Raw genomic sequence first — 14,014 nt, 5'->3', positions numbered from 1 at the left:
AAAGAGCTTTTTTAGCTGGTCGTCGATTCGTGTTCTTCCACCTTGCATGTATTGTGAGAAACGTCATGGAGCAGCGAAAGACGGGCCGATGGAAAGAAACGCGTAAAGATGTCGTGCGTCATCTGCGTCAGAATTTGACGGTTGGCCAATGCGCAGTTGATCGCCGCACGCATTGCGCTCAAATAACGTTGTCCGATGTCCGAATGAATCGGCGCGCAGGCAAGCTCGCGATCGGGCAGGGAAATATTATGCCGCTGTGCCGCCAGCACCATTTCCCGCAAGAACTCAGTGCCGATCTGGTGTCCAAATCCGCGCGAACCGCAATGAATGCTGACAACGATATCCCCTGTTTGCAAGCCGAAAGCTGCTGCCAGCCTGATATCGATAACGTCGCTCACGCGCTGCACTTCCAGATAATGGTTGCCGGAGCCCAGCATCCCCATCTCATCGCGCTGGCGGCGCTTGGCCGCCTTGGACACCCGTTGCGGGTCAGCAAGCGCCGCCTGTTCGAACGCTTGCGCTTTGGTTCTGCCTGTGCCCCGTATGCCGATATCCGAGCCGTGCTGAAAATGCTCCCAGCGGACAGCATCGCTGCCGCTAGCCAAGGTCCGCCTCCCAATGCGCCCGATCGGCGTCGGCCACCGAGCGCTGGCGTTCATCCACCTGGTGCGCCAGTTGCTGCAAGGCGTCGGACACTTGCACCGGATACGGCGCGGCTGCGGTGAGTGCGCGCAGTTCCGGCGCCAGGCTGGCGATCTGGGCCTGGGCCCGGGCGCGGATCTGCGGCAATGGCGGCGACGGTGCCAGCAGCATGCTGCCGCGTATTACCGGCTGCAGCAGCGGCTCTCCGGCGCTTTCGTCGTGCTGCAGCGTCAGCGTGTCGCCGCACATCGTGCCGTGCGCATCGTAATGACGCAGCACCTGCTTGCTGCCCGGCCAGGTCGCCTTGCCGCTGGACAGCTTGCGGCACGCCCGGCCCGCGTAGGCGACCAGCTTGTAGGCGCAATCCAGGTAAGGCGCGTCGCTCGAGGTGTTCATGCGGGTGCCGACCCCGAAGCCGTCTATCGGCGCGCCGTCCTGCAGCAGCGATTGCAGCGCGTATTCGTCCAGGTTGCCGCTGGCAAAAATGCCGATCTTGCTGCAGCCGCCGGCATCGAGGATCTGCCGCACCCGGTGCGCGCTCGCGGCCAGGTCGCCGCTGTCGATGCGCACCGCTTTCAGCTGGATCTCCTCTTCCTCCTGCAGCCAGTGCGCCAGGCGCACCACCTGCTGCGCCGCCGCCTCGGTGTCGTAGGTGTCGATCAGCAGCGTCGCGTTGCCGGGAAAGGCGCGGGCGAATGCGGCGAATGCATCGGTCTCGGATGCGTGCGCCTGCACGAACGAGTGCGCCATGGTGCCGAACAGCGGGATGTCGAACAGCGGCGCCGCCAGCGCGGTCGCGCTGCCGTCGAAGCCGGCGAGATAGCTGGCGCGCGCCGACAGCACTGCGGCCTCGGCACCGTGGGCGCGCCGCATGCCGAAATCGACCAGTTGCCGGCCCTGGGCGGCGATTACTGCGCGCGCCGCCTTGGAAGCGACCAGGGTTTGATAATGCAGCAGATTGATCACCCGGCTTTCGACCAGCTGCGCTTCGCGCAGCGGTGCGGTGATGCGCAGCAGCGGCTCGTCGGCAAAGAAAGCGGTGCCTTCCGGCAGCGCATCGACATCGCCGGAGAAGCGCAAGCCTTCCAACGATGCGATAAAGGCGCTGTCGAAGCGGCCGCTGGCGCGCAGCCATGCCAGATCGGCAGGCGTAAACCGCAGTGCGCCCAGATACTCGACGACCTGCGCCAGCCCGGCCGCGAGCAGGAAGTTGCGCCCGGGCGGAAGCCGGCGCACGAAAAATTCAAAGCTCGCCGTTTCGTCCATGCCGCGCAGGAAATACGCCTGCAGCATGGTGAGCTGGTAAAAGTCGGTCAGCAGCGCGCTGTCGTCGTAGTGGTGCATGCGGGGCCTGTGAAGTAGGGGAAATACTGCTCAAGCTTATGTGCGCTGCCTGCGGCGCGTTTGCGGCGGATCAACGATAGGGCGGGATCGTGATTTATTCTTTGGAGGAGCTTGCGCCCCCGCAGGCGAGCGAGCAAGCCATGGATGCAATCCGGGTGAGCGGTCGGGATGCGCTGCTGATCGTCGATGTCCAGAACGACTTCCTGCCGGGCGGTGCGCTGCCGGTGCCGGCGGGGGATGCGGTGATACCGGCCCTGAACCGCTACATCGCGCTGTTCGTCCGCCATGCGCGGCCGATTCTGGCAACCCGGGACTGGCATCCGCAGCAGCATTGCTCGTTCCGGCAGCAAGGCGGCATCTGGCCGCCGCACTGCATCGCCGGCAGCAAGGGCGCCGAGCCGGCAGCGCAGCTGGCGCTGCCGCCGACGGCCGTGATCGTCTCGAAAGCGACCAGCGCCGGGCAGGACGCCTATTCCGGTTTCGAAGGAACCGTACTGGCGGCGCAACTGCGCGCCAGCGGCAGCGCGCGCCTGTTCATCGGCGGACTGGCAACCGATTACTGCGTACTGAACACGGTGACGGACGCCCTGGCGCAAGGCTTCGAAGTCGTGCTGCTGCTGGACGCGATCCGCGCAGTCGACCTGCATGCCGGCGATGGCCGGGCTGCGATTGCGCAGATGCTGGAGCAGGGCGCCAGGCCGCTGCGCTTTGACGGCCTGGCGCCGGATGCGTCGCCGCAGCCATAGCGGAAACTGGCGGCGTTGCCAGAGCAGGGTTTTCCGGGTCGCCCGGCGAGGAGCTTGTGATGGACGATCGGATACGCAGCCTGCTGGAGCGGATGGCGGTGCTGGAGGACGAGCTGCGCACTGCGCTGCACGAGCAGGAGAGTAGCGTTTTTTTTCAGATCAAGGGTAAGCGCATCGAGTTCGAGCAGTCGATCAGGGACGCGCATCGTCGGCTCAAGACCGGGTTCTTCCACTGGCTGGTGCTGCGGCGTCCGCGCAACCTGATCACCATGCCGGTCATCTACAGCATGATCGTGCCGCTGCTGATGCTGGACCTGTGCGTGAGCCTGTACCAGTGGACCTGTTTTCCGATCTACCAGATCGCCCGGGTACGGCGCAGCGACTACATCGTGCTGGACCGGCAGCACCTGGCGTATCTGAACGTATTCGACAAGTTCCACTGCACCTATTGCGCGTATGGCGCCGGGCTGATCGCGTATGCGGGCGAGGTCGTAGCCCGCACCGAGCAATATTTCTGCCCGATCAAGCACGCGCGCAAGGTGCTGGGCAGCCATGCGCGCTATGCGCATTTTCTCGACTACGGCGACGCCGCCGATTTCGAAGCCAGGCTGGAGGCGTTCCGTGTCGCGCTGGCCGAGGAGCAACCAGGCCGGACCACGCCGGTGCGCACGAACTCCTCTCAGAAATAGTCGTAGCCCTTGACCGGCGCGCTGTCCTCGCCGGCTTTTTTCAGATCATCGAAATCGACCTTGTGGTCCCAGAAGATGTACCAGCCCTTGTGCTGGCTCCGTACCACTTCCGGGTGCTGTTCCAGGAACTTGTCCATGAACTGCTCGAATTCCGACACATATCCGGAGCGCGTGCTGCGCTGCCCTTGCTGTCTGGAAAACATGTTCGCACCTGTACCTTTTCCGCTTCGGCCCGGTGCGCCGAAAGGGAAACTGCGGGAAACCGCGTAAAGCCGCACCGGTAACAATTAGAGTGCCGGCAGCGGCCTGAGTTGCATGCCGGTCGGCATCAGGGTTTTTTCCGGGCCAGTTGCTGCTCGAATGCCGCATCGAGCTTGCTGACCCGCCTGGCCACCTGCGGGCCGAAGCTGTTGACGAACTGCACGAAGTCGTCCAGCGGCAGCGCCTGCCCCAGCTTTTCCTGCGTGCCGGCACCGCTACCCAGCACCAGATAGAACAGGTTGTCGCCGGTGTGTACCATCGAATACGGCTTGTTGCCGTCGCGCGCTTTCAGACGCTCGATGGCAGCGCTGGCCCGGGTTGATCGCATGCTCGGTTTTCCTTGATAATTATGGCGGGTATGTTGAAAAACATGCCTGTTACCGCTCTATTTTATAGTGGCATTAAAAATACAGTGACCTGTATATTCAATGCGCTGAATGGAACTGCAGCTTCGCCAAATTCGCATAAATCCCGCCCAGCGCCACCAATGACGCGTGGGTGCCGGTTTCGACGATCTGACCGTTTTCCATCACGACGATGCGGTCGGCGCGCTGCACGGTCGCCAGCCGGTGCGCGATGATGACGGTGGTGCGGCCGACCATCGCCGCTTCCAGCGCCTTTTGCACCAGCCGTTCGGATTCGGCATCGAGCGCGCTGGTGGCTTCGTCCAGCAGCAGCAGCGGCGGGTTCTTCAGCAGCGCGCGGGCAATGGCGATGCGCTGGCGCTGGCCGCCGGACAGGCGCACGCCGCGTTCGCCCAGGAAGGAGCGATAGCCTTCCGGCAGTTTTTCGATGAATTCGTGCGCGGCGGCCATTTTGGCGGCGGCGATCACGTCGGCGTCGCTGGCGTCGGAGCGGCCGTAGCGGATGTTTTCCAGCGCATTGGCGGAGAAGATCACGGTGTCCTGCGGCACGATGCCGATGGCGTCGCGCAGCGCGTGCAAATCGAGCTGCCGAATGTCGACGCCGTCGAGCGTGATCGCGCCCTGCTGCGGGTCGTAGAAGCGCAGCAGCAGCTGGAACAGCGTGGTCTTGCCGGCGCCGGACGCGCCGACCACGGCGACGGTTTCACCGGGCTCGATGTCCAGCGTCAGCTGCGACAGCGAATCCGTCAGCGGGCGCGACGGATAGTGAAACGAAACATGCCGCAGCGCCAGCGCCGAGCCGACTGCCGCGCGCGGCGGCAACGGCTGCGGCCGGGCCGGCGACTGCACCTGCGAGTGCGCCGACAGCAGTTCCAGCAGGCGCTCGGTGGCGCCGGCCGCGCGCTGCGCCTCGCCCAGCACTTCCGACAGCGCACCGATCGAGCCGGCCACCAGCGCCGCATACAGGATGAATTGTCCCAGTTCTCCCCTGGTCATGGTGCCCTGGATCACCGCATGGGCACCGAGCCAGAGCACAAACACGATGGCGCCGAACACCAGCAGGATTGCCACTACCGTCATCACCGAGCGGGTACGGATGCGTTGCATCGCAGTCTCGAACGCCTGTTCGACCGAGGCAGCGAAGCGCCGTGCCTCAATCGCTTCGTGCGTGAACGCCTGCACGGTCGGCATCGCGTTGAGGATTTCACCCGCCATCGCCGAGGCATCGGCAATCCGGTCCTGCGAGGCGCGCGACAGCTTGCGCACGCGGCGGCCGAAGAACACGATCGGCAGCACCACCACCGCCAGCAGCACGATGATGATGGCGGTCAGCTTGACGCTGGTGACGAACAGCATGCCGAGGCCGCCGATGAACAGCAGCGCATTGCGCAGCGCCATTGAGATGCTGGTGCCGACCACGGCCTGGATCAGGGTGGTGTCGGTGGTCAGGCGCGACAGCACTTCGCCGGTCTGGCTGGTCTCGAAAAACTGCGGGCTTTGCACGATCACGTGCCGGTACACCGCGCTGCGGATGTCGGCGGTGACGCGCTCGCCCAGCAAGGAAACCATGTAAAAGCGCGCGGCGGTGGCAATCGCCAGCACCGAGGCCACGCCGAACAGCGCCAGGAAGTAGAAGTCGACATGCTGAATGCTCTTGCTGGTCGCAGCGCCCGCACTGCCCGCATTGGCAAATCCGAGATCGATCATCTGCCGGAACGCATACGGAATCGCCAGCGTGGCGCCGGCGGCGACCAGCAGGGCCAGCCCGGCCAGCAGGAATTGCCGCTTGTAGGGCGCGAGAAAGGGCAGCAGGCCCTTGAGCGTGGCCAGGCTGCTTTTTTGCGGCTTGAGGACCAGTGCGGTGCTGCTGGCAGTTGTATCGGTGGTGCTGGTAGTTGTGGTCATAGTTTCAGTGCTTGATGGTATCCGGTCATTTCAAGATAGCCGCGCCCGGCAGGTAGCCGGTCGCGGCTGATGGTCACGGCGCCTTCCCAATATACGGCGCCGGTCGAGCGGCGCGCATCGAGTTCCTGGTCGTCCTGCAACGGCGTCAATTGCCAGAAGGTGGCGCCGGTCTGGATCTGCATCGCCACCGGGTAAGTCGCCCCGGTGCGCGGCGAGCGCCAGCGCCGTTGCGGCGTAAATAGTACGGCGTCCGGCGTGAATTGTGTCATCTTTCCGTCCCGCTTGCGCAGCGCAGCATGGCTCCACAGCGCCGCGCCGGTCTTGCTGCGGATGCGAAACGCCATCAGTGCGCTGCCGTCGTCCAGATTGGCGCCCAGCCAGTCCCAGCCGGCGGCGTCGGCATCCAGCACGCTGCTCGACCATTCGTGATCGAGCCAGGCGCTGCCGGAAACCGGCACCGGCCGGCCCTGGCGGGTCAGGCTGCCGGCGACGGTCAGTTGCGGTTCGCTGTAGTAATAACTGGCCTGCTGCGGCTGCGGCCCCTTGCGCGAGTAGCCCAGATCGCCCTGCAGCATGATCGGCTGGGTCGGCTGTAGCGTCAGTTGCAGATCGAAGTCGCCGGTGCGGACGCTGGCCTGATAGCGGCCATCGGCGCTGCGTTTGAACTGCCAGTCGTCGATTTTCACGTCGGTATCGCCTTCTGCCGCATACGCCAGGCCGAAGCCCTGGCGCGCGCTTTTTTCGCCATGCAGCAATTTTTTCTGCGCCGGGTCGGACAGCGCCGCGTGCGCGATGATCAGTTGCTTCGGCGCAAAGTTGCTCGGGTTCGCCGCGTCATGCCCGGTGGCCGAGCGGAAGAAGGTGATCTGAAAGCCGAGCGGCTGGCGGTCGGGCGTCTGCAGCCAGCCGGTCGCGTACCACCATTCGGTGCGAAAGCCCGGATGGGCGCCGAAGTCGCGCGGAAACGCCAGCGCCTTGCCGGGAACCACAGCCGCGAACTGCGGCGGCGCGGCAAAGGCATAGGACAGCAGCAACAGCAGCGGCAGCGTGCGCGATGCGCACCGCAACAATCTGAAACGCATCACCAATCCTCCTTCACCGCCCGGATCGCGCTGCCCGACAGCGCTTGCCGGCCCGCCACCAGCGCGGTCAACGCAGACGACACCAGCAGCAGCGCGGCTACCGTCGCCAGCAAGCCCCACGGCAGGTGCAACTGCATGCTCCAATGGAACGATTGCGGGTTGACCACGAATACCAGAATCAGGCTGATCAGCCAGCCCAGCACGAAACCGACTGCGATGCCGATCGCGGTCAGCAAGCCGCCCTCGGCCGCTAGAATCGCCAGAATCTGACGGCGCGTGGCGCCGATGTGGCGCAGCATGCCGAACTCCCGCGCGCGCGCCAGGGTTTGGGCGGAAAAGGTCGCCGCCACGCCGAACAGCCCGATCACGATCGCGACCGCTTCCAGCAGGTAGGTGACGGCAAAGCTGCGGTCGAAAATCTTCAGGCTGACAGCGCGGATCTGGCCCGGCTCGGAAAACTCGAGCGTGCTGCCGAACGGCAATTTCCTGAGCGCCGCTATCGCCTGCGCGGGCGTCGTGCCCGCTTGCAGCCGCAGCCCGGCATCGTTGGCGCGCAGGTCGCCGGTCAGCTTTTGATAATCGGAGAGGCGGATCTGTATCGCGCCCGATTGCCGCGCATAGTCGCGCCAGACGCCGGCGACGATGAACGGCTGCAGCTTGCCGCCGATCGGCAGTTCGACTTGTTTGCCGATCCTGTAGCCATACAAATCTATCATCGCTTCCGAGACCCAGATCGGCATTGCTGATGCTGGAACAATCACCTCGCCGATCACTGGCACGATCTGGCCCGGATCGCTGACATCGATAGGGCGCGCCAGCAGCGCCACATCGGGCCGGTCGGCCGCCAGCGACAGTGTGCTTACGCGCAGGAAGTCGGCGCGCGCAATCCCGCCGGCAGTGCGGATTGCCTGCTGCTCATCCGGCCGCAGACCGCCGCTGTCGCTGGTGCCGGTCGAGCGCAGGTACAGTTCGGCCGGCAGCACTCGCGTCAGCCAGTCATCGACCGAGACCCGGAAGCTGGTTACCATGATCGCCATCGCCACCATCAGCGCAAAGCTCGACAGCACGCCGCCCAGCGCGATCGAGGCCTGGTTCGGCGCATTCGCCAGCCGCGCCAGCGTCAGGCTCAAAACTACGTTCGGCGTCTGCCAGCGGTTCATCACGCTAAACACGCCGGCCGCCAGTCGCGGCATCAGCGCGATGCCGCCGATCAATAGTAATGCCACTGCCAGAAAGCCGAACAGCGGCAAATCCGCCACCGGCGGCAACTGGCTGAATATAGCGCCGAGCGCCAGGCAAACCAGCGCCGGCCAGGGCGACGCCAGCCTGGACAGCGCCGCATCCTCGCTGCCGGCTTTCAGCGCCAGCGCAGGTTGCGCGCGCGCGGCTTCCCACGCCGGCGCGGCAGCGCCCAGGATCGCCACAGTCGCGCCGAGCACAAAGAACACCAGTGCCGCCAGCGGGCTGAAATGCACGCTCGGCCGCACGCCGGGGAAATAACCGCCGCCCAGGTCGCCGCCGAAGAAATGCAGCGCCGCTGCCGCCACCCCGTAGCCGGCTGCGATCCCGCCGGCGGCGCCGATCGCCCCCAGCGTTGCGCCTTCCAGCAAGACTTGCCACAGCAGGTGGCGGCGCGTCATGCCGGCCACGCGCAGCAGCGCAAACTGGCTGCGGCGGCGCAGCACCGATAGCGCCTGGCTGGAGAACACCAGGAACGCGCCGGTAAACAAGGCCACCAGCGCCAGCATATTCAGATTGACGCGGTAGGCGCGCGACATGTTGGCGGTGCGCGCTTCCTGGTCGGCGGCTTCCGTCACCAGCAAGCGGCCCTGCATCTCGCGCTGCAGCGTCGCCTTGAAGTCCGCGCGATTGACGCCTGCAGCGAGCTTGAGTTCGATGCGCGACAGCTGGCCGATGCGCTCGAAATGCCATTGCGCCGCGCCGATATCCATCACCGCAATGCGTTGCCCGGCGCGCGCGCGCAGCAGCGTGCCGGCCACCCGCAAGCTGATGCTGCGGCTGCCTGAAAGCAGTTGCAAAGGCGCCCCGGGCTTGGTTTTCAGCCATTCCATCGCGGCCGGCGAGAGGAAGATCGCGTCGTCGGCCAAGGTGTCGAAAGGGCGATCGGCGGCCGGGATGCCAATCAGGTCTGGCGTGATCTCGGCGGCGCGCAGCACGTCGATGCCGAGAATCTTCAGCGCGCTGCGCGGGCCGGCGCTGGCCGCGATGGCCGGATTGACGACGGCGGCATCCAGTTCCAGCACCGGGCTGGCCAGCGCCACCCCGGCGCGTTGCGCCAGTTGCGGATACAGGGCTTCGTTGAAGTTGCCCTGAGCGCCGCCGACCTGCAGGTCGGCCTGGCCGGACAGGCTCTTGATGGCGGCCGAGAACTCGTTGAAGGCCGCCGCATTGATCAGATGGATCGCAAAACCGAGCGCCACGCCCAGTGCGATGGTGGCAATCGCGACTGCCGCGCGCACCGGATGGGCGCGCCATTCGCCCAGCAGCAGCCAGCGCGTGAGGATGCCGAGGCGGATGCCGGTCTTGGTGCCCATGTCAGGCCGGCCGCAAGCCGTCTTTGCTCAGCACCAGCACCCGGTCGGCCATCTCGGCCGCCGCGTGCGAATGCGTGACCATGATGGCCGAGGCGCTGCTGGCTTTGATTTCCTCGCGCAGCAACAGCAGCACGCTGTGCGCGGTGTCGGGGTCGAGGTTGCCGGTCGGTTCGTCGGCCAGCACCAGATTGGGCCGGTGCACCAGCGCGCGGGCAATCGCCACCCGCTGCAATTCGCCGCCCGACAACTGGCGCGGAAAATCCTTGCCGCGTCCTTGCAGGCCGACAGCATCGAGCATTTCCTGCGCCCGATGGCGGCTTTCGCCGTTGAGTAGCAGCGGCAGCGCGATGTTCTGCCGCAAAGTCAGATGCGGCAGCACATGGAAGGCCTGGAATACGAAACCCATCTTCCTGCGCCGCAGCAAGGTGGCGGCGTCGTCATCCAGTTGCGACATGGGTACGCTATCGATCACCACCTCGCCCGCATCCGGCGCATCCAGCCCGGCAATCAGGTTCAGCAGCGTCGATTTGCCGACCCCTGATTCGCCCATCACCGCAATGAATTCACCGGCGGCCAGCGTGTAGGACAAATCATCCAGCACGCGCTGACCATTGCGGTAGGATTTGGTGAGGTGGCGCAGTTCCAGCATGGACGCTCCTGGGGTGGGAATGGGGCGGAAGTCGTGGCGAATTTCTGTCAAATTGATGAAATATAAGGGGTATATCTAAAAATTACTGATTTCCCACATTTTTTCATGCGGCTTAAAAAAATACACAGATAGGTATATTTTATGTTCAGCATGCTTTCTTGCCGTGGCGCGGGATGTACCATGATTATGCTGCAAACCGCAATTGGGCGGGCGCGAGGTGAGGCTCGCGGACAATTGCGTCATGTGCACTGAGCAAGAATCGGGGAAGCGGCTCTAGATGCAATAAGAAACCGCATTCTTTGTTCGATTTTTACAAAAATGGCATTTGATTTTCGTCAACTTTTTATCGGGAGGCGCGGCCTAGAATGAAAATTCATTTGCCCGTTGGTGGGCGAATTGACCCACAAGAAAGCTGATCCATGCCCGAAACTACCGTCAAGACACCCGTCTCAGCGCGTCCAGCCCGTCGCAAAACGGCGCCCTCCGGCGCAACAGCTTCGCCCGTTATCGGTGCCGATGTGCGCACCGCCAAGAGTGGTGACATAGTTCCGAGTACGCGCGGTGATGCGATTGAAAAATTCGTCTCCTCCGAGAGCGCGCACGCGGCACAAGAGCAGCAAGTGTCCGCTGCATTCTCGCTGCTCGGGCAAAGTGCCCGCGCTGAGCCGCAGGCCCGTGCTCAAGCCTTGCGAGCCTTGCTGGATGGCGCTTCGTCGGATGACTTGCACGTGCTGCGTGCAGCGCTGACCGGCACGCTGGCCGGCCCGGACGAGGGCGGCAAGAATCCCGATGATGAGATGGCGCTTGACTGGCGCGATGGCGGCTATCCGTACCGCAACCTGATGCGGCGCAGCACCTATGAAAAAGAAAAATTCCGGCTCCAGGTGGAGCTGCTCAAGCTGCAAGCCTGGGTCAAAGAAACCGGCCAGCGCGTGGTGATTCTGTTCGAGGGGCGCGACGCGGCCGGCAAGGGCGGTGCCATCAAGCGCTTCATGGAACACCTGAACCCGCGCGGCGCCCGCGTGGTGGCGCTGGAAAAGCCGTCTGAGAGCGAGCGCGGACAGTGGTATTTTCAGCGCTATGTGCAGCATCTGCCTACCCGCGGCGAGATCGTGTTGTTTGACCGCTCCTGGTACAACCGCGCCGGTGTCGAGCGCGTCATGGGCTTTTGCAGCGATGCCGAATACACCGAGTTCATGCGCCAAGCCCCCGAGTTTGAACGGCAACTGGTTCGCAGCGGCGTGCATGTGATCAAGTTCTGGTTCAGCGTCAGCCGCAAAGAGCAGCGTCGCCGCTTCAAGGAGCGCGAGGGCCATCCGCTCAAGCAGTGGAAGCTGAGTCCGATCGATCTGGCATCGCTCGACAAATGGGACGACTACACGCGCAGCAAGGAAGCGATGTTCTTTGAAACCGATACCGCTGACGCGCCATGGAGCGTGATCAAGAGCGACTGCAAGAAGCGCGCACGCCTGAACGCCATGCGCTACGTGCTGCACAGATTACCCTATACCAACAGGGACCTCGCGCACATTGGCAAACTCGATCTGATGATAGTCGGGCGTGCGCACGTGGTGTACGAGCATGGCGAAAAGTCCGGTGCATTTCTATAATACGGGTTCAGTTGTCCGGCACGACGAAGACGCGACTAAAGTGGCCCCATACGTCAAAACAGAAATGCGTCTAATTTAAGAAGCTGCCTCGCAATAATTTTCGCGTAGAAAATCAAGTTTTTAGATTCCCAGCATGAAGAATGGGGGGGATTACCGGACCGCCGAAACATCATCAGAATCGCGATGTTTCGGTGGGTACTTGCCAAGCTCAAGTGAAATTATTGCGAGGCAGCTTCTGAGTACACCAAAAGGGATATAAGCTGATTTTGGTATTGAGTCAGACGATAAATATCGCTTTCGCTTCTTGTTCTGAGGCACAAAAAAATCATTACTCAAGTGCGTTGCTTTCTGAAAATTTCTATTCCTTCGTCGATTTGTCGATGTCGTAAGCATGAAAACCATATTTTTCTCCCCGCCCAACTTTCTTGTTGTCTTCAAAAAAGAACCTTAATGTGCGCGCGACAGTGGGAAATGCTATTTCATCCCACGGTATTTGGGATTCGGAAAAAGTACTCACTTCCAGGCTTTCAGGCCCAGCCAGATAATTCAGATCAAGCAGCGTTGCGCGATAGAACATGTGGACCTGATGCACGTGAGGAACGTTGAGCAACGAGAATAATCCGTGCAGAATAATGTTCGCACCAGCCTCTTCGTGCGTCTCGCGCAAAGCCGCATCAGCAGTCGTTTCATCATTTTCCATGAAGCCTGCAGGCAAAGTCCAAAATCCATGGCGCGGCTCAATAGCGCGTTTGCATAGCAGAACCCGTGTTTCACCTTCTCGCTCCCAGACGGGAATCGAGCCAACTACCATTTTGGGGTTTTGATAGTGAATCGTGCCGCATTGCGGACATACAAAACGTGGGCGATTATCGTCAGGGGGAATGCTAAGCGCGACGGGATGAGCGCAAACGGAGCAAAATTTCATGGGGGAAGTTGTAGTGTATTTTTTAGGGTTTGCCCTAAGTATGTGAGGCATGGAATTCTGGTATATTTAACCATTCAAAACTATTTATGCAACAATTTCAATTCCGTTTTTAAGTGTAGCATTGTGCGCTTATGTTGTAATTCAGCAGGGCATCGCATCAGGGGGATTATGCTTCAAATTCCTTGTGATTCCTTGTGAGCTTGTAAACAGCATGTTCCCACTATGGACGATGCCGGTCGAATTCGTACTATAGTTACGCAGCTGAAAATGCCAACATCATTAGAAAAATCACCATGAATCTCGTGCGGAAAAACACCTCAATGATGCGCAGCATTTCGAAGAAATGACTCTACGCTGCACTGCATGGCCAATATTTTGCGGACGTTCTTGGCTTGCGCCCGTTAGCCATTTGATGCGTTTGCCATGGTAATTCAGTTGCTTCTCTGCTGAATTACCAGTATACTTATAAGATCAGACGCGGGGTGGAGCAGTCTGGCAGCTCGTCGGGCTCATAACCCGAAGGTCGTAGGTTCAAATCCTGCCCCCGCAACCAGAATATTTAAAAATCCAATCATTACAATGGTTGGATTTTTGCGTGTGCGCTCAGCATGAGCGCACTCTTGTGGGTGCAAGTCCCGCCGCGAGCTGACCACAGTGAGCGAAGCGAAGCGCAACTGCGGAAGGGCGACCGACCGTGGAGAGGAAGCGTGGAGCGAATCTGCGAGCCGATGAACAAGAATCGGATAGAAGGCGCTGCTTAGCAGGGCGAGCGGGCACGAAACCGCGAAGCTCTTGTGGTCAATGCGAAGCGGTGTAGATCCGGCGGTTGTGCAGGGAAGGAGTGCGTTCTTACCTGAGGAGATCTCGCCTTGTGCCTGAAAGGGTAACGGTGCAAACCGGAGCGAGAAGTCAGCAGAGGCCGTAGTAGGTACTGGTATGGCCGGTGAGGTTAAAGACTGGTGCTGAAGGGCCGAAGGAATGGGAGCTGGAATCTGCTCGACCATTCGAGAGGGAATGCTTCAGATGCCCGGTAACGGGGCTCGTCAATGGCAGGCTAAGGTGAAGCCGGCGGCCAGCATGACAGCGAAGAACTCAATCGACCGGGTTGAATACAGATGAGAGCAGGCAAGGTACGCGGGGTTCGGTGCTATGACCTCAACCGTTCCAACCGCCCGGTGCGGACCCGCATGCCGGGTGGTGTGGCAGGGGACCGGCCAGTTATTGGCCGCCCCTATGCCGAT

13 protein-coding genes and 1 tRNA gene are annotated in these 14,014 nt (G+C 62.0%); 4 read left to right on the top strand and 10 right to left on the bottom strand.

What is annotated here, in order from left to right; all coding sequences use genetic code 11:
- Positions 1–11: 11 nt before the first annotated feature.
- Both HMCN_RS17885 and HMCN_RS0114450 read right to left on the bottom strand, forming a co-directional pair.
- The gene (locus tag HMCN_RS17885) at positions 12–605 is read right to left on the bottom strand and encodes an RNA-splicing ligase RtcB (RefSeq protein WP_025918051.1); all 594 of its coding nucleotides are present in this window, start codon (positions 603–605) and stop codon (positions 12–14) included.
- The gene (locus tag HMCN_RS0114450) at positions 598–1,986 is read right to left on the bottom strand and encodes a nicotinate phosphoribosyltransferase (RefSeq protein WP_025918050.1); all 1,389 of its coding nucleotides are present in this window, start codon (positions 1,984–1,986) and stop codon (positions 598–600) included. Before HMCN_RS0114450 ends, HMCN_RS17885 begins: the two co-directional genes overlap by 8 nt.
- 140 nt (positions 1,987–2,126) lie before the next feature.
- Between HMCN_RS0114450 and HMCN_RS0114445 the strand changes: the two genes are divergently transcribed.
- Both HMCN_RS0114445 and HMCN_RS0114440 read left to right on the top strand, forming a co-directional pair.
- On the top strand, positions 2,127–2,732 hold the full coding sequence (locus HMCN_RS0114445; RefSeq protein WP_025918049.1) for an isochorismatase family protein: 606 nt from the start codon (positions 2,127–2,129) through the stop codon (positions 2,730–2,732).
- A gap of 59 nt (positions 2,733–2,791) precedes the next feature.
- The gene (locus HMCN_RS0114440) at positions 2,792–3,421 is read left to right on the top strand and encodes a hypothetical protein (RefSeq protein WP_025918048.1); all 630 of its coding nucleotides are present in this window, start codon (positions 2,792–2,794) and stop codon (positions 3,419–3,421) included.
- Here the strand turns inward: HMCN_RS0114440 and HMCN_RS0114435 are convergent.
- The 6 genes from HMCN_RS0114435 to HMCN_RS0114410 form a co-directional block, all read right to left on the bottom strand.
- Positions 3,412–3,624, bottom strand: coding sequence for a DUF3460 family protein (locus HMCN_RS0114435; RefSeq protein WP_025918047.1), 213 nt, complete (start codon positions 3,622–3,624; stop codon positions 3,412–3,414). The genes HMCN_RS0114440 and HMCN_RS0114435 overlap by 10 nt on opposite strands.
- A gap of 125 nt (positions 3,625–3,749) precedes the next feature.
- The gene (locus tag HMCN_RS0114430) at positions 3,750–4,010 is read right to left on the bottom strand and encodes a hypothetical protein (protein ID WP_025918046.1); all 261 of its coding nucleotides are present in this window, start codon (positions 4,008–4,010) and stop codon (positions 3,750–3,752) included.
- Positions 4,011–4,107: 97 nt separating this feature from the next.
- The gene (locus HMCN_RS0114425) at positions 4,108–5,952 is read right to left on the bottom strand and encodes an ABC transporter transmembrane domain-containing protein (RefSeq protein WP_035627298.1); all 1,845 of its coding nucleotides are present in this window, start codon (positions 5,950–5,952) and stop codon (positions 4,108–4,110) included.
- Positions 5,949–7,034, bottom strand: a complete 1,086-nt coding sequence (locus HMCN_RS0114420; protein WP_025918044.1) for a lipocalin-like domain-containing protein — start codon at positions 7,032–7,034, stop codon at positions 5,949–5,951. Before HMCN_RS0114420 ends, HMCN_RS0114425 begins: the two co-directional genes overlap by 4 nt.
- Positions 7,034–9,589, bottom strand: coding sequence for an FtsX-like permease family protein (locus HMCN_RS0114415; protein ID WP_025918043.1), 2,556 nt, complete (start codon positions 9,587–9,589; stop codon positions 7,034–7,036). Before HMCN_RS0114415 ends, HMCN_RS0114420 begins: the two co-directional genes overlap by 1 nt.
- A gap of 1 nt (position 9,590) precedes the next feature.
- Positions 9,591–10,238: an ABC transporter ATP-binding protein gene (locus HMCN_RS0114410; protein ID WP_025918042.1), complete on the bottom strand. Its 648-nt coding sequence runs from the start codon at positions 10,236–10,238 to the stop codon at positions 9,591–9,593.
- 419 nt (positions 10,239–10,657) lie between these two features.
- Here HMCN_RS0114410 and ppk2 point away from each other — a divergent pair, with 419 nt between their 5' ends.
- Positions 10,658–11,848, top strand: coding sequence for a polyphosphate kinase 2 (gene ppk2, locus HMCN_RS0114405; RefSeq protein WP_025918041.1), 1,191 nt, complete (start codon positions 10,658–10,660; stop codon positions 11,846–11,848).
- 358 nt (positions 11,849–12,206) lie between these two features.
- On the opposite strand, the gene HMCN_RS0114400 is transcribed toward ppk2, so the two are convergent.
- On the bottom strand, positions 12,207–12,773 hold the full coding sequence (locus tag HMCN_RS0114400; protein ID WP_025918040.1) for an NUDIX hydrolase: 567 nt from the start codon (positions 12,771–12,773) through the stop codon (positions 12,207–12,209).
- 476 nt (positions 12,774–13,249) lie between these two features.
- Here HMCN_RS0114400 and HMCN_RS0114390 point away from each other — a divergent pair.
- Positions 13,250–13,326, top strand: a tRNA-Met gene (locus tag HMCN_RS0114390).
- A 490-nt stretch (positions 13,327–13,816) separates the two neighbouring features.
- On the opposite strand, the gene HMCN_RS19895 is transcribed toward HMCN_RS0114390, so the two are convergent.
- Positions 13,817–14,014 (bottom strand): hypothetical protein (locus HMCN_RS19895; protein WP_035627295.1); only part of this gene is annotated, 198 nt, incomplete at its 5' end.

Origin of the sequence: Herminiimonas sp. CN, assembly GCF_000622895.1 — a bacterium.
Taxonomy (GTDB): Bacteria; Pseudomonadota; Gammaproteobacteria; order Burkholderiales; family Burkholderiaceae_D; genus AVCC01.
Note: the sequence above shows the minus strand (reverse complement) of the source record. Positions and strands in the feature narration are given on the sequence as shown.

Bases quoted from the DNA above. Each gene is read 5' to 3' on its own strand.
- HMCN_RS0114450 (WP_025918050.1), bottom strand. From the start codon at position 1,986: ATGCACCACTACGACGACAGCGCGCTGCTGACCGACTTTTACCAGCTC.
- HMCN_RS0114445 (WP_025918049.1), top strand. From the start codon at position 2,127: ATGGATGCAATCCGGGTGAGCGGTCGGGATGCGCTGCTGATCGTCGAT.
- HMCN_RS0114440 (WP_025918048.1), top strand. From the start codon at position 2,792: ATGGACGATCGGATACGCAGCCTGCTGGAGCGGATGGCGGTGCTGGAG.
- HMCN_RS0114435 (WP_025918047.1), bottom strand. From the start codon at position 3,624: ATGTTTTCCAGACAGCAAGGGCAGCGCAGCACGCGCTCCGGATATGTG.
- HMCN_RS0114430 (WP_025918046.1), bottom strand. From the start codon at position 4,010: ATGCGATCAACCCGGGCCAGCGCTGCCATCGAGCGTCTGAAAGCGCGC.
- HMCN_RS0114425 (WP_035627298.1), bottom strand. From the start codon at position 5,952: ATGACCACAACTACCAGCACCACCGATACAACTGCCAGCAGCACCGCA.
- HMCN_RS0114420 (WP_025918044.1), bottom strand. From the start codon at position 7,034: ATGCGTTTCAGATTGTTGCGGTGCGCATCGCGCACGCTGCCGCTGCTG.
- HMCN_RS0114415 (WP_025918043.1), bottom strand. From the start codon at position 9,589: ATGGGCACCAAGACCGGCATCCGCCTCGGCATCCTCACGCGCTGGCTG.
- HMCN_RS0114410 (WP_025918042.1), bottom strand. From the start codon at position 10,238: ATGCTGGAACTGCGCCACCTCACCAAATCCTACCGCAATGGTCAGCGC.
- ppk2 (WP_025918041.1), top strand. From the start codon at position 10,658: ATGCCCGAAACTACCGTCAAGACACCCGTCTCAGCGCGTCCAGCCCGT.
- HMCN_RS0114400 (WP_025918040.1), bottom strand. From the start codon at position 12,773: ATGAAATTTTGCTCCGTTTGCGCTCATCCCGTCGCGCTTAGCATTCCC.